Raw genomic sequence first — 14336 nt, 5'->3', positions numbered from 1 at the left:
AGCCAGCCGAGCGCGGGCTCGGCTCTACGGCACCACCGGCGTCAGAACTTGTACGTCATCGCCAACCGCACATTGCGCGGCTCACCCCAGGTGTAGGTGCTGTACCAGCTGAAGATCGTGTAGTACCGCTTGTCCAGCAGGTTGTTGACGTTGAGCGTGGCCGACAGGCGATCGTTGAATTCATAGCGCGCCATCGCATCCAGCAGCCAATAGGGCTGGGTGCGATGCACCACCTTGGCCTGCGTGGCCGGGTTGGTGATCTCGCCGAAAGTGGAATCCTGCCAGCGCGCGCCACCGCCCAGCGTCAGCCCCTTCCAGTCGCCACGCAGGCGGTAGCTGGTGTGCAGGCTGAACTGGTTTTCCGGCTCCAGTGTGGTCACCTTGGCACCGGCCTGGCGGGCGATCTTGTGCGAGAACCCACCCTGCACCTGCCAGCCCTCGGCCAGCTGGCCCGACATTTCCAGCTCGTAGCCCTTGGTACGCACGCCCATCAGGGCGCGATACGCATCCTGCCCGTCCGGCGTCTTGCCGCCGGTGGGCTGGGCGAAGTTGTCCTGGTCGAGCTGGAACAGCGCCGCACTGGCGTTGAAGCGCCCATCGAGGAACTCGGCCTTCAGGCCCATCTCGTAGCTGCGGCCTTCCAGCGGATCCAGTGCCTTGCCCTGCTCGTCGCGTTCGCTGTGCGGTTTGAAGATGGTGCTGTAGCTGGCGTACACCGAATAGTGCTCACCAAGGTCGTAGACCACGCCGGCATACGGTACGAACACGCCGGTTTCGCGCGTCTGCGGCGAACGGTAGCTGGCCAGGCGGCTGCCGACGATCACCTTCAACGGATCGGCCACGTCGAAACGACCGACCACGTACAGGCCGTTCTCACGCGTCACTTCGTTGTTGCTGTAGCTGCGCTGCCACTCCGGCTCGGGAATGTCGCCATTCCAGGTTCTGTAGTCCGGCACGGTATCCGGGAACCCCGCCTGCGGGCCGTAGCCGGTATTGGTCCAGCGCTTGCGCGAGGCGCTGCCACCGACGACCAGCTCATGCTCGCGGCCGAACAGGCCGAAATGACCGCTCAGGTAGAAGTCGGCCGCATTGCTGACGGTCTTGCCAACGTACTTGCCGAGCCACAGGCTGACGCCCTCGCCGGTCAACGGATCGGGATTGCCGGCGGCGGCGCCGGCCAGTGCGGCGTCATAGCCGTTGACCTGGTGGTTGAGTTGCAGCTTGGCCACCCAATCGTTGGCGAAGGTATGCTCGAGCGTGGCAAAACCGGTTCGCACATACTGGCGCCAGCCACTCCAGCGGGTGCCGTTGTTGAACGAACGCGGCATGTCATTGAAGTTGCCGGCACTGTCCAGCAGCGGGATGCCACCCCAGGTCGAGCCCTTCGGGTCGCTGTCCATCGCATCGCCACCCACGGTCAGCAGGGTGCGCTCGCCCAGATCGGCTTCCAGCACCGCGTAGCCCACCTTGCTGGTGCGCTGGTAGAAGTCGAGATTGGAATGCTTGTCCTGCCACGCACCGACCGCGCGGCCGCGGACACGCCCATCGGCGGTCAACGGGCCACCCACATCGATCTCGGCACGATAGTCATCCCAGCGGCCGACACCCAGCGTGGCACTGCCGGCGAAGTCCTTGCCCGGCTTCTTGCGCACCAGGTTGATGGTCGCGCCGGGATCGCCCATGCCGGTGAGCAGGCCGGTCGCGCCCTTGAGCACTTCGATGCGGTCATAGATCGCGGTATCGCTGAGCGTGTTGCCCGCCGAATAGGCCGAGTCACGCGACATCGGGATGCCGTCGTACTGGAAGTTCTGCACGGCAAATCCACGTGCGTAGTACTCGGTGCGCTCGCTGTCGTAGGTGACGATGCTGATGCCCGGGGTCACCCGCATCACGTCATCGATGCCGTTCAGGCCAAAGTCGTCCATCTGAGCGCGGGTAATGACGCTGATGGTCTGCGGGGTCTGCCGCGGGGTCAGCACCAGGCGGGTGGCGGTGGCGATGGTGCCCGGCGTGTAGGCGCCGCTGCCTTCGGTGATGGTGCCGAGCTGGTTGGCGGTGACCTGTACGGTCTGCAGGGTCTGCGAGGCCGGGGCCTCGGCGGCCTTGTCCGGCTCGGCGGCGGACTGCGCGGCTGCGATGCCGCTGCTGGCCAGTGCGGTGATCAGCAGGCCCTGGGCAAGCGCCTGCGGCAACGCACGGCGACGCGGCAATGGGGACGGAATACGGGCATCAGGCACAGACAGCACGGCGGGACCTCCACGATCGGGTGGGATCCTCTGGCGGCGGCTGGAGGGAAGACGGGGACGCGGCCGGATGGCCGCAGGCGCAGGAGTGTACTCCCCTGCGCCCCGGCTGTCGTGCGGTGTGCTGTGGTGCGGCGCGCTGCCGCAGGCTCAGCCGCCGATAGCGGCGCAGGCCTCCAGGATCAGTGCGGTCACGTCCTTCGGCTGCGAGGCCAGCGAGGCATGGCTGGCATCCAGCTCCAGCAGTCGCTTGGACTGCATGCGCGTGGCCATTGCCCTCTGGTTCTCCGGCGCGATCATCCGATCATGGCGGGACAGCTGGTACCAGCTCGGCTTGTGCTTCCACGCCGGGTCGCTCACCGCATCACCGAAAGTGCTGGCCAGCGGCGCCTTCTGGGTCACCGCCATCACCCGGCCCTCGTCTTCGCTCAGATCCTGGCAGAAGCTCTCATGGAACTTGTCCGCACGCAGCCACAGGTAGCCATCGCTGTCCGGCGCAAGGTTCGGCGCCGCTTCCGGCAGATGCTGCTGGGTGATGCCACCGGGGCTCTCGCCGGCATCCGGGGCGAACGCTGCGATATAGACCAGGCCCTTCACGTTGGCCTCGTTGCCGGCCTGGCTGATCACCGCACCACCGTAGGAGTGGCCGACCAGCAGCACCGGCCCGTCGATCTGCCGGATCATTTTCTGGGTGCGGCCGGCATCGTCGGCCAGCGAGGTGAGTGGCAGTTCCACCGCCTGCACGCGGTCATGGCCGTTGCGATGCAGCTCCAGGATCACTTTGGCCCAGTGTGCGGCCCCGCCCCAGAAACCATGGACGAGGAGGATGGTCGGTGTCGTGCTCATGTACGGATCTCCGGCAGCGGCCGGCGGAATGCCGACCGTGTCGCCACTGTCCGTGGGCGACGTTAATCGCCAGTGACGCGATCGGGTCACTGCAATCGTATGCGTCGCCCGATGTCACGCATGGCACTTGCCGAGCCGCCCTGAAAACGTTTTCATGAACACCCCTTGGAGCTTCGCACCGCGCATGACGCCTTCATCCCCACGTGCCCAACAGCACGCCACCCGTGCCGCCTTCTTCATCCCTGGATTCGCCACCGCCGCATGGGCGCCGATGGTGCCCTACGCCAAGGCCAAGGCCGGGCTGTCCGACGCCAGCCTCGGCGCGGTGCTGCTGTGCCTCGGGCTCGGCTCACTGCTGGCGATGCCACTGGCAGGTGCGCTGACCGGGCGGCTGGGATGCCGCCGGGTGATGGTGATCACCTGCGCGATGATGCTGTGCGCCCTGCCCTTGCTGGTGCTGGCGCCCTCTCCGGTAGCGCTGGGCGCGGCCCTGTTCGTGTTCGGCGCCGGCGTCGGTGCACTGGATTGTGCGATGAACATGCAGGCGGTCGCGGTCGAGCGCGACGCCGGGCGCGCGATGATGTCCGGATTCCATGCCTTCTACAGCATCGGCGGCTTCGTCGGCGCCGGCTGCATGACCGGCCTGCTGATCCTGGGTACGCCACTGTGGCTGGCCGCGCTGGTGTCCGTGGCCGCTCTGCTGCTGGTGGCAGTGCTGTCGGCACCGCACTGGCGCCCACAACGGATCCTGCATGAAGGCCCCCTGCTGGCACTGCCGCATGGCGTGGTGCTGTTCATCGGCGTGCTGGCCTTCGTGGTGTTCCTCGCCGAGGGCTCGATGCTGGACTGGAGCGCGGTGTTCCTCGCCGAAGTGCGGCAGGTGCCACGTGACCAGGCCGGTGCCGGCTTCGCACTGTTCACCCTGGCGATGACCGCGATGCGCCTGTTCGGCGACGGCATCGTCGAGCGCCTCGGCCGGACCCGCACCCTGGTCTTCGGCGGCATCACCGCGGCTGCGGGATTCACCCTGGCGACGCTGGTCCCATCGTTCCCGGTGGCGCTGGCCGGCTACGTACTGGTCGGGCTGGGCTGCGCCAACATCGTGCCGGCGCTGTTCTCGATGGCCGGCCAACAGCGGGTGATGCCGGAGAGCATCGCCATCACCGCGGTCACCACGCTGGGCTACGCCGGCATCCTCGCCGGACCGGCAGCGATCGGCGCACTCGCACACGCTACCAGCCTCGGCTTCGCCTTCCTGTGCGTGGCCGCGCTGCTGCTGGGCGTAGCCGCATCCGCGCGATCACTGGCACGACGGGTGGCCTGACAGAAAAAGGGGACGGAGGGGATTAAGTCGTTTCTAGCGCAAGTGTGCGGGAAACGACTTAATCCCCTCCGTCCCCTTTTCTCAGCTGCGTGTCAGCCACTCGGCCTGGGCCGGCAGCTGTGGTGCCGGGCACGCGCTCTGCGGATGGTGCTCGTCGCGCGCCATCCAGTCATCGACCACCCCGGCCAGCAGGTCCAGCCGCAGCGGCAGGGTGATGTGGTCCTCGCCGCGCATCTCGATGTAGTGTGCGCGCGGGTTGGCCTGGGCCAGTTCGCGGCCCTGGCTGACCGGAATGTGCTGGTCGCCCTGCCCGTGCAGCAGCAGTACGCAGGCGCGGGTATCGGCCAGCGCGCGCGCTACATCCACGCGGTCCAGATCGACGTCGATGCGGCGGCTGGCGGCGGCGATCACCTGGTTGATGTCCTGGCCGCCGTAGCGCCAGCGCGCGTACGACGCCACCGCCTGCGCCTTCAGGCCTTCCGGCTGCAGTCCCATCAGGTGCGGAATCATCGTGCGGATCGCCACACCGGCATTGGCGAACGATTCCATCGCCACCACGCCTTCCACCTGGTCACCGAGCTTGTCGGCGGTGAATACCGCTGTGGCGGCGCCATAGGACACGCCGAACAGGTACAGCGGGCCGGTGACTTCACCACGCGCGCGCAGCTCGCCGATCACATCCACCACATCGTCGGATTCATAGGTGCCATAGCCCGACGGCCCGGTACCGGACTGTCCATGGTTGCGCAGGTCGAGCGTGACCACGCGGTAGCCGGATTCGGCCAACTGCAACGACCACGGCAGCATCGAATCACCGTTCATCATCCAGCCGTGCAGCAGCACCACGGTGCCGCGCGGTGGCTGCGCGCGGAACGGCTGCGGTACTGCCAGGCTCAGGCCGGTATCCAGCGGCAGGCCGTTCTCGTGGCGCTGCGGCAGGTAGTGGTAACGCGCGCCATAATCGCCAGGATCGAACACACGCCAGAAGATCGGCACGCCATCGCGGCCCGGCGCGAAGCCATGGCGATTGGGCAGTTCGGCAATGGCCGCGGCAATGCGCGGGCGATCGAGCAGGGTCGATACGCCACCCGGCGCGATCAGCCGATCGGCGAGCGAGGTGGACGAGGCATTGATCGAGGACGAGCATGCAGCCAGCCACAGGCCGGCGCACGCCAGCAACAACAGCAGCAGGCGCTTCATATCACGTCATTGGGGTGAATCAGACAGGCTGGGACGTTAACGCCCCGATAGACCGGTCATCTATCGCGCGCGGATGACGGCTTGATGACAACGCAGGAACGATTCAGCTTGGTGTACAAGCTGTATCCGTTCAGTCATTGATCCGGATCAATGAACGCGCGCGCGGGATTGCCCACAGTGCCGCCATGCGCACCTCGCTCAAGCTCGCCATTGCCCTGGCCGCCACGTTGGCCGCCGCCTACGGCATCGCCCGCACCACGCCCTACTGGTTCGCACCGCGACAGACGGCGCAGGTCGACATCCACGATCCGACGCTGATCGCGCAGGGACAGTACCTGTCGCGCGCCGCCGACTGCGCCGCCTGCCACACTGCGCCGGGCGGCAAGCCGTTCGCCGGTGGCCTCGGTATGCAGACGCCGATGGGCACGATCTACTCGACCAACATCACGCCCGATCCGGACACCGGCATTGGCGCCTACGACTACGCCGACTTCGAGCGCGCGGTCCGTCGCGGCATCCGTCACGATGGGCAGCCGTTGTATCCGGCAATGCCGTATGCCTCATACGTGATCGCCAGCGATGCCGAGATCAAGGCGCTGTACGCCTACTTCATGGGCTCGGTGCAGCCGGTGAAGCAGGGCAACGCCGACAGCACGATCCCTTGGCCGGCCAACATGCGCTGGCCACTGGCCTGGTGGCAGCTGCTGTTCGCACGCCCGCGTACGTTCAACCCGGATCCGTCGCTGGATGCCAGCCAGCAGCGCGGCGCCGAACTGGTGGAAGGCCTTGCCCACTGCGGCGCCTGCCACACGCCACGCGGCCTGGCGTTCCAGGAAAAGGCGATGGCCGATGATGGCAGCCGCCAGTTCCTGTCCGGCTCGGTGCTGGAGGGCTGGTATGCGAAGAACCTGCGCAATGAATCAACCGGTCTGGCCAGCTGGAACGAGGGCGAGATCGTCGACTTCCTGCGCACCGGACGCACCGATCGCTCCGCGGCCTTCGGCGGCATGGCCGACGTGGTCGAGCACAGCACCCAGTACCTGTCCGACGCCGACCTGCTGGCGATGGCCCGCTACCTGAAACAGCTGCCGGCACGTGAGGGCCGCAGTGCACAGTGGTCACCGGGTACCGACACCTCCACCGCCGCACTACGCAGTGGCGACTATCGCGTGGCCGGCTCGCTGGCCTATGCCGAGCATTGCCAGGCCTGCCATCGCGCCGACGGCCGCGGCATGCCACGGGTCTACCCGGCGCTGGCCGGCAACTCGATCGTGTTCGCCGATGATCCCAGCTCGCTGGTACAGGTAACCCTGATCGGCGGCCGCACGCCGCATACCCCGCACGACCGCATGGCCTTCACCATGCCCGGTTTCGAGCAGCTGCCGAATGCACAGCTGGCACAGATCCTGACCTTCATCCGCAGCAGCTGGGGCAACCAGGCCAGCGCGGTGAGCGAGGTCGACGTGGCGCGCATGCGCCGGGTGGTGCGTGACAAGCCGGTGCACTACGTTCCGCAGGAGGCCGCACGATGAAACGTTCGCGCAAACGCTCCCGCCTGCTGGTCGGCAGCGTGGTCACCCTCGTGCTGCTGGCCGGCGCCGGCACCCTCGCCTATCGCCATCTGTACCCGGACCTGGATGCTGCCGTAGCCAGCACGATCGATATCCTCGATGCGCAGGGCAAGGTGGTCGGCCACTACCACGCACCCAGCGCCGAGGAGATCGCCGGGCTCGGCAATGCCGAATCGGTGATGCTTGGCCGCCGCCTCCTCAACGAGACCGCACGGCTGCTGCCGGACAACGTCGGCAACGATCTGAACTGCAATTCGTGCCACATGGCCGAGGGCAAGCGACCGTTCGGCAACCACTATTTCAACACCGGCGGCGGCGCCTATCCGCGTTACATGCCGCGCCCGGGCAAGGTGATCGGGCTGACCGAGCGCATCAATGGCTGCCTGCAGCGCTCGATGAACGGCAAGCCGCTACCGAAGGACTCACCGCAGATGCGCGCCATGCTCGATTACATGGCGTGGCTGAGCAGTCCAGTGCCAGACGGTGCAAAGGTGGCCGCCCCCAGCGAGGGCCCCATCGACAGCACGCTGACCCCGGACCCGATCCGTGGCCAGGCGCTGTACGCCGTGCAGTGTGCCGCCTGCCATGGCGACAACGGCGAAGGCCGGCGCGACGCCAGCGGTGATATCGCCTTCCCGCCGCTGTGGGGCGACCACAGCTTCAACATCGGCGCCGGCATGGCGCGCCTGTACAAGGCGGCCGGTTTCGTCAAGCACAACATGCCGCCGGCGGTGACCCGCGAGCCGCCACTGGGGCAGCAGGTGATGCCCGACCAGGATGCGGTGGACATCGCCAGCTACTTCATCAACCAACCGCGGCCGGACTTCGCCAACAAGGCCAAGGACTGGCCGCGCGACCCGAAACCCAAGGACGCGCGGTACTGAGGAGGGCGTGGTTCAGCGCTTGACCAGCTCGACCCGGCGATTGCGCGCCTTGCCTTCCTCGCTGCCATTGTCGGCCACCGGCCTGTCGGCGCCGAAGCCGGCCGCCTGCAGGCGGTCGGCGTTGACCCCCTTGGCGGTCAACGCCGCCACCACCGACCGCGCACGATCCTCGGACAAGCTGCGGTTGTGCGCGGCCGCGCCGCTGTTGTCGGTGTGGCCTTCGATCGACAGTTTCAGCGACGGGTCGGCACGCAGCAGGTCCAGCACCTGCGCCAGTTGCGGTTCGGACGTCGGCAGGATCTGCGCCTTGTCGGTGGCGAAGTTGACCTGGATCGCCACGCGGCCGTCGCTGTCCAGCTTCTTCTTCAACGCATCGGCCGGCAGCAGCGCCGCGGTCTGGGTGAAACCCTTGCGCTCGACCACGACCCAGCCAGCGCTGAGGTATTCGAGGCGAGCATGTACCCACACCTGGCGGCCGTCAGCCAGATCGACGCGATAGACCACGGTGTCGTAGTTGTCCCAGCTGTAGCTGGCCGCGTTGCCGTAGGACGACTGCACCTGCTTCGACACGCCCTCGGCCGCCTCGTGCGGGATGCGCCCCTCGAACACCTTGGTGCCGTTGACCTGGGCCATCATCGCCTCAAGGTTGCGACGGACTTCATGCATCGAGTATTCGCGCTCGCCCTTGTCGAAATCGGCAGCGAAGGTGCGGCCCTCGACCGGTTCGAAGTGATCTCCGGTCCAGAACGGGAAGGCATCGAAATCACGCTGCTCGGGCGTGTTGCGCTCACGATAGCCGGCCGGCAGGGACAGGTGCGGGAAACGGTCCGACCACTGCGCCGTGGCCTTGAACGGCACGTCATCCACGACCACCAGACCGGCGCCGTTGCTGTCCACTGCCAGCTGCACCCACACGGTGCGGTTGGCCTGGCGCAGCACGTAGACGGTGGTGGGTGCGTCCTGTTCACCGTTCACCGCATCGATGAAGCCACCACCGATCTCGCCTTCCAGTTGCGGGCCGTAGTAGATGTCGCGCAGCAGCGTGCCCTCAAAGACCTTGCGGCCGCCAGCGGCGGTGATCACACCGTCGAAGTTGCGCTGCACTTCCAGCGCAGAGAACGCCTTGTCGGGGGCCGCCTCACTGTCGGTCACGATGCGTGCCGACCAGCTCGGACCTTCCACCCAATGCACACCCTCGCCCATCCGGAACGGGAAGCGCGCCCAGGCGCGCGGGTGCGGGGCGTTCTGCGGCGCGTAGCCCTGCGGCAGGCTGAAGAACGGCAGCTCACCCAGCGTGGTGTCGCTCAGCGGCACGCTGCCGGTGTCGAAAGGCACCAGCGGCACCGGCTTGCCATCGCGGTCGGTGAGTGCGGTGCCGTCGGCGGCGGCCGTTGAACCCGCTGGGGCGGCGGCCGGTGCTGCGGCCTCGTCCGCCGTGGCTGGCGCAGGCGGCGCCACCTCTCCATCCGAGGGCGTCCGGTTGCACCCTGCCAGCAGCACCAGGGCTGCACCTCCCAGCCAGATCTTCGATCGCTTCTGCATCGCCACCACCTCAGGTCCATTGAAGCGCCGAGCATACCCGAAGGCCGTGACCGCCCCCACAGTGCCATCGTTCCTGCGCTGCCACGTCATCCCGATGTCATTGGCGCTGCCGACACTCCGGGGTTTCCTCCCTCTGAAGGTCCGGTTTCGATGCGAACGATTGCGCGTTTTCCCCGTGTCTCGCTGCTGGCCCTGCTGATCGCCCCCGCCCTGGACGCCCTCGCAGAAGCACCGCAGGGCGATACGGGCGAAGCGCGCAGCAGCGATGCGCGTACCCTCGACCAGGTACAGGTGATTGGTCAGGCCACCAGCTACGCGAAGACTTCGGTGCGCGCGGAAACACTGAACCGGCAGACGGTGATGAGCAGCGTCAACGACGCGCTCAACGAAGTGCCCGGCGTGGTGGTCAGCGAGGCCGATGCCACCGGTTCGTCGGTGTGGGGCACGCAGATCAGCATGCGCGGCTTCGTGACCAACCGTGACACCCAGCAGATCGGCACCACCATCGACGGCCTGCCCAATGGCGGCTCGGGCTACGGTGGCGGTTCGCTGGCCAACCGCTACATCGATACCCTGGACCTGGAAACAGTGGAAGTCAGCCAGGGCACCGCCGATATCTCCTCGCGCTCGAACGAAGCCCTCGGCGGCACCCTGAACTTCCTCACCAGCGATCCGCTGCAGGACAGCCGCCTGCGTTTCGTGGTCGGTGCCGGTGACAACGAGGCGCGCAAGTATTACGTGCGCTACGACACCGGCCTGCTCGGCGGCCATACCCGCGCCTGGGTCAGCGCTTCTTCCGCACGTGTGCACGACTGGATCGATGGCAGCGGCAAGACCAGCAATGACCACATCGCCGGCAAGTTCATCACCGAGCTGGATCGCTGGACGCTGACCGGCTACCTGTCCTACAACGATGCCGACGAGCCGGAGTACACCAGCGTCTCGCCGAAGGGCTTCGCCACCAATCCGGACCGCGACAACCTGGTCGGCACCCTCACCGGCATTCCGTACCTGGACCAGAACTACCGTTCCGGCTCGCGTGCGCTGCGCGAGAACACCTTCGGCTACCTGCGCGCGGCCTTCGACGGCGGCAACGGCTTCAAGGCCTCGGTGGCGGCTTACGGGCACCGCATGGAAGGTCGTGGCGACTGGCTGCCCCCCTACCTGGCGCAGGTCAGCGATGATGGTGCCGGTCGCCCGGAGTCGGAGTACATCGGTGGAAAGACCGTGTACGGTGGCAGTAACCGCGGCCAGATTTTCTTCGTCAATCCCGATGGCAGCGCCGCGCAGCGCCTGGCCAGCTGCACGCCGCGGCTGGGCTTCACTGCCGAATACGATCCGAACTGCTATGCCGGCAACGTGCTGGGCGCGCAGTCGTATCGCCACACCCACTACGACAACGACCGCATGGGCGTGACCGCCGACGTCGAATGGCGGCAGACCTTCGGTGCCGTCGACAACACGATCCGCGGCGGCCTGTGGGTGGAAAAGCTGGACCGCTCGGCGCGCCGCGACTGGCATCGCCTGCTCAACGTAGGCCAGGACATCGCCTTCGACCATCAGCCGTACTGGGTGCAGTTCGAAGACAAGTACAAGGTTGACGAGCAGATGTACTACGTTGAGGACGTCGCCCGCTTCGGCCCGTTCAGCGCACGCCTGGGCGTAAAGCAGTTCTTCGTCGACCAGTCGCGCCGCCGCGTGATCGGTGCCAGCGAGCACGTCAAATCCGATTCCAGGTCCGATCCGCTGCTGTCCACCGGCTTCACCTGGGCGCCCGGTGTGGAAGGCATGGAGCTGTTCGCTGGCTTCTCGCAGAACTTCGCCGCCATTCCCTCCGGCGTGCTCGGCGAGACCGACCCGCAGCGCTTCCGCAACGTCGAGCCGGAGACCGCCGACAACATCGAAGTGGGCATGCGCATCAGCCGCTGGCCGCTGACCGCCTCGGTCACCCTGTACAACATCAAGTTCGACAACCGCATCGTCTACCTGCCGGCCGGCTTCGTCAGCGGCATCGACTACCTCGGCGAGACCGACGGCGTTTACGAGAACTTCGGCGGCGTGGAAAGCAACGGCCTGGAGGCGGCGTTCGGCTATGGCTGGGACAACGGCTGGCGCCTCAACGCCGCCTATACCTACAACCGCTCCAAGTACCTGGGCAGTGGCGATGCCGCACGTGATACCCAGCTGGGCATCGTCGACGGTGCCAAGGTGATCGGCCAGCCCGAACAGACCCTGGTGCTGTCGGCCGACTGGCAGGGCGAAAACTGGAACTTCGGCCTGTCCGGTCGCTACCTCGGCACGCGCTACCTCGATGCCGCCAACGTCAACAAGCTGCCTTCGGCCACCGTGTTCAACGCCAATATCGGCTTCGACCTGCAGGGCCTGTCGCCGCGCCTGAAGGGCATGGGTGCCAACCTGGTGGTGAGCAACCTCACCGACAAGCGGTATCTTGCAGGGGTGGACGGCCGCGACAACGCCTTCATCGGCGCCCCGCGCACTGTCGGCATCTCCTTCCGTGTGGACCTGTGAGTGAGCCCGTGACTGATATCGGCCGACGCCGGTTGTTGCAGGCCGGCGTTGCCGCCGGCCTTTCCCCGCTGCTGCCCAGCATCGCCCGGGCCGCAGCGATCGCCCCCGCCGCGCAGACGCGCAGCCTCGAAGACCTGCAGCACATCGTGGTGTTCATGCAGGAGAACCGCTCGTTCGACCACTACTTCGGCACGCTGCCGGGCGTACGGGGTTTCGGCGATCGCTTCGTGGCTCCCGCGCCGGCACTGCAGACCGGCGGCCGCACGCGCAGCCTGTGGCTGCAACCCGATGCCAGCGGCACGCGCGCGATCGCACCGTTCCCGCTGGATACCGCTGCGCACTTCGGCTACATGCGGGTGGAGGGCACACCACACACCTGGCCGGACGCACAGCGCGCCTGGGACCACGGCCGCATGGGGCAATGGCCGAAGGCCAAGCAGAACCACTCGATGGGCTACTTCCAGCGCAGCGACCTGCCCTTCCAGTTCGCACTGGCCGATGCCTTCACCATCTGCGACGCCTACCACTGCGCGATGCAGGCCGGCACCAACCCGAACCGGGTGTTCCTGTGGACCGGTCACAATGATGCACACGCGCGTGCTGGCGGCCCGGTGATCGCCAACTCGCACGACAACTTCCCCGAGCACGGCGGGCATCCGGCGTCGTATCGCTGGACCAGCTATGTCGAACGCCTGCAGAAGGCGGGCGTCTCCTGGCAGATCTACCAGGACATGGCCGACAACTTCACCGACAACCCGCTGGCCGGCTTCGAGGCGTTCCGCCAGGCCTACCGCGCTGCGCCGGGGCATGACCCGCAGCTGCGAGCACGCGGGGTCAGCACGCGTGGCCTGGCGCAGCTGCGCCAGGACGTGGTCGATGGACGCCTGCCGCAGGTCAGCTTCATCATCGCCGACGCGGCCGGCAGCGAGCATCCCGGCCCCTCCAGCCCGGCCCAGGGCGCGGCCTATACCGCACGCGTGCTGGATGCACTGACCGCCGATCCGGAGGTGTGGAGCCGCACCGCCCTGCTGCTGATGTTCGACGAGAACGACGGCTTCTTCGACCACATGCCGCCACCGGCACCGCCTTCACCGGAAAACGGTGGCTGGGCGGGTGTGTCTTCGGTCAGTACCGAAGGCGAGTATCACCGTCATCCGGCACCGGGGGATGAGAAGTACGACGCCGCAGAACTGCGCGGCCGCCCGTATGGGCTGGGGCCGCGCGTGCCGCTGTACGTGATTTCACCCTGGAGCCGCGGTGGCTGGGTCGATTCGCAGGTGTACGACCACACCTCGGTCATACGGCTGATCGAACGCCGCTTCGGCGTGGCCGCACCGGAGATCTCACCCTGGCGCCGTGCGGTCTGCGGAGACCTGAGCAACGCCTTCGACTTCGCCCAGCGCGATACCCGTCCGTTCATACGCGGCCTGCCCGACGTGAGCGCGGCGGCCGCACGTGCCGCCGCCCTGCCGGGACGCACCGTGCCGGCGTTGCCGGAGGGGCTGGAACCGGCGCAACAGGAACGTGGCGTACGTCCGGCGCGTGCCCTGCCCTATCGGCCGCAGGCATCGATTGCCGCGATCAACACATCGGGCGTGGAACTGGTGTTGTCCTGCGAAGGTGCGGCAGCGGTCCTGCATGTCTACGATCGGCTGCGGCTGGGTGCGGTGCCACGCCGCTATACACTGATACCGGGCACGCCACTGCGGGAGCGCTGGCCGCTGGATGTGCACGGTCGCTACGACCTTTGGCTGCTGGGCCCGAACGGCTTCCACCGTCACTTCCAGGGCGCTGCCAAAGGACCCGTTGTGCAGGCGTCGGTCGAGCGCGCCGACGGCCAGCTGCGGCTGCACCTGCGCAATCTGGGTGAAAGTGCACAGCAAGTGCGCGTGCATGCCGGTGCCTATGCCGGGCACATGCCCGAGCAGACGCTGGCACTGCCCGCGCATGCAGAGACTTCGTTGGCGTGGGATGCAACGCCTACCGCCGGCTGGTATGACCTGCAGGTCAGCGCAGGTGAGAGTGTGCTGCGCCTGGCGGGCCGTGCCGAGGATGGGCGTCCTGGCACCAGCGACCCCGCGATGGGCAGCGAACCATTGCGGTTCGAGCACGATTGAACCGTCGCGCTGTTGTAGAGTCGAGCCATGCTCGACTGCTTTTTCCGGTCAATGATCGAAGAACGATCGAAAAGCAGTCG

9 protein-coding genes are annotated in these 14336 nt (G+C 67.1%); 5 read left to right on the top strand and 4 right to left on the bottom strand.

Features of this window, described 5'->3' with window-relative positions; translation table 11 throughout:
- Nucleotides 1-41: 41 nt before the first annotated feature.
- On the bottom strand, nt 42-2246 hold the full coding sequence (locus ACZLIB_RS08470) for a TonB-dependent siderophore receptor (RefSeq protein WP_478469591.1): 2205 nt from the start codon (nt 2244-2246) through the stop codon (nt 42-44).
- Nucleotides 2247-2393: 147 nt separating this feature from the next.
- Nucleotides 2394-3089 (bottom strand): alpha/beta hydrolase, encoded by a 696-nt coding sequence (locus tag ACZLIB_RS08465; protein ID WP_478469589.1) that lies wholly within the window; start codon nt 3087-3089, stop codon nt 2394-2396.
- Between the two features lie 184 nt (nt 3090-3273).
- Here ACZLIB_RS08465 and ACZLIB_RS08460 point away from each other — a divergent pair, with 184 nt between their 5' ends.
- Complete coding sequence (locus tag ACZLIB_RS08460; RefSeq protein ID WP_097049882.1) at nt 3274-4413, top strand: MFS transporter; 1140 nt, start codon at nt 3274-3276, stop codon at nt 4411-4413.
- Nucleotides 4414-4494: 81 nt separating this feature from the next.
- Here the strand turns inward: ACZLIB_RS08460 and ACZLIB_RS08455 are convergent, their stop codons facing one another.
- On the bottom strand, nt 4495-5613 hold the full coding sequence (locus ACZLIB_RS08455; protein WP_478469588.1) for an alpha/beta fold hydrolase: 1119 nt from the start codon (nt 5611-5613) through the stop codon (nt 4495-4497).
- A gap of 185 nt (nt 5614-5798) precedes the next feature.
- On the opposite strand from ACZLIB_RS08455, the gene ACZLIB_RS08450 reads away from it, so the two are divergent.
- Nucleotides 5799-7145 (top strand): c-type cytochrome, encoded by a 1347-nt coding sequence (locus ACZLIB_RS08450; protein ID WP_478469587.1) that lies wholly within the window; start codon nt 5799-5801, stop codon nt 7143-7145.
- Entirely contained in the window at nt 7142-8068 is a 927-nt protein-coding gene (locus tag ACZLIB_RS08445; protein ID WP_032128430.1) for a c-type cytochrome, read from the top strand. Before ACZLIB_RS08450 ends, ACZLIB_RS08445 begins: the two co-directional genes overlap by 4 nt.
- Nucleotides 8069-8080: 12 nt before the next feature.
- On the opposite strand, the gene ACZLIB_RS08440 is transcribed toward ACZLIB_RS08445, so the two are convergent.
- Nucleotides 8081-9610: an OmpA family protein gene (locus tag ACZLIB_RS08440; RefSeq protein ID WP_478469585.1), complete on the bottom strand. Its 1530-nt coding sequence runs from the start codon at nt 9608-9610 to the stop codon at nt 8081-8083.
- Nucleotides 9611-9760: 150 nt separating this feature from the next.
- Between ACZLIB_RS08440 and ACZLIB_RS08435 the strand changes: the two genes are divergently transcribed.
- Together ACZLIB_RS08435 and ACZLIB_RS08430 are read left to right on the top strand one after the other, a co-directional pair.
- Complete coding sequence (locus ACZLIB_RS08435) at nt 9761-12139, top strand: TonB-dependent receptor domain-containing protein (protein WP_478469584.1); 2379 nt, start codon at nt 9761-9763, stop codon at nt 12137-12139.
- Between the two features lie 8 nt (nt 12140-12147).
- Nucleotides 12148-14256: a phosphocholine-specific phospholipase C gene (locus ACZLIB_RS08430; RefSeq protein WP_478469583.1), complete on the top strand. Its 2109-nt coding sequence runs from the start codon at nt 12148-12150 to the stop codon at nt 14254-14256.
- Nucleotides 14257-14336: the final 80 nt, after the last annotated feature.

The sequence above is a fragment of the Stenotrophomonas sp. 220_Sma genome, assembly GCF_056487375.1.
The sequence above is the reverse complement of the archived record's forward strand: the minus strand, read 5'-3'. Positions and strand labels throughout refer to the sequence as shown.

Excerpts from the sequence above, each read along its gene's own strand:
- ACZLIB_RS08465 (WP_478469589.1), bottom strand. The coding sequence starts at position 3,089 with ATGAGCACGACACCGACCATCCTCCTCGTCCATGGTTTCTGGGGCGGG.
- ACZLIB_RS08460 (WP_097049882.1), top strand. The coding sequence starts at position 3,274 with ATGACGCCTTCATCCCCACGTGCCCAACAGCACGCCACCCGTGCCGCC.
- ACZLIB_RS08455 (WP_478469588.1), bottom strand. The coding sequence starts at position 5,613 with ATGAAGCGCCTGCTGCTGTTGTTGCTGGCGTGCGCCGGCCTGTGGCTG.
- ACZLIB_RS08450 (WP_478469587.1), top strand. The coding sequence starts at position 5,799 with ATGCGCACCTCGCTCAAGCTCGCCATTGCCCTGGCCGCCACGTTGGCC.
- ACZLIB_RS08445 (WP_032128430.1), top strand. The coding sequence starts at position 7,142 with ATGAAACGTTCGCGCAAACGCTCCCGCCTGCTGGTCGGCAGCGTGGTC.
- ACZLIB_RS08440 (WP_478469585.1), bottom strand. The coding sequence starts at position 9,610 with ATGCAGAAGCGATCGAAGATCTGGCTGGGAGGTGCAGCCCTGGTGCTG.
- ACZLIB_RS08435 (WP_478469584.1), top strand. The coding sequence starts at position 9,761 with ATGCGAACGATTGCGCGTTTTCCCCGTGTCTCGCTGCTGGCCCTGCTG.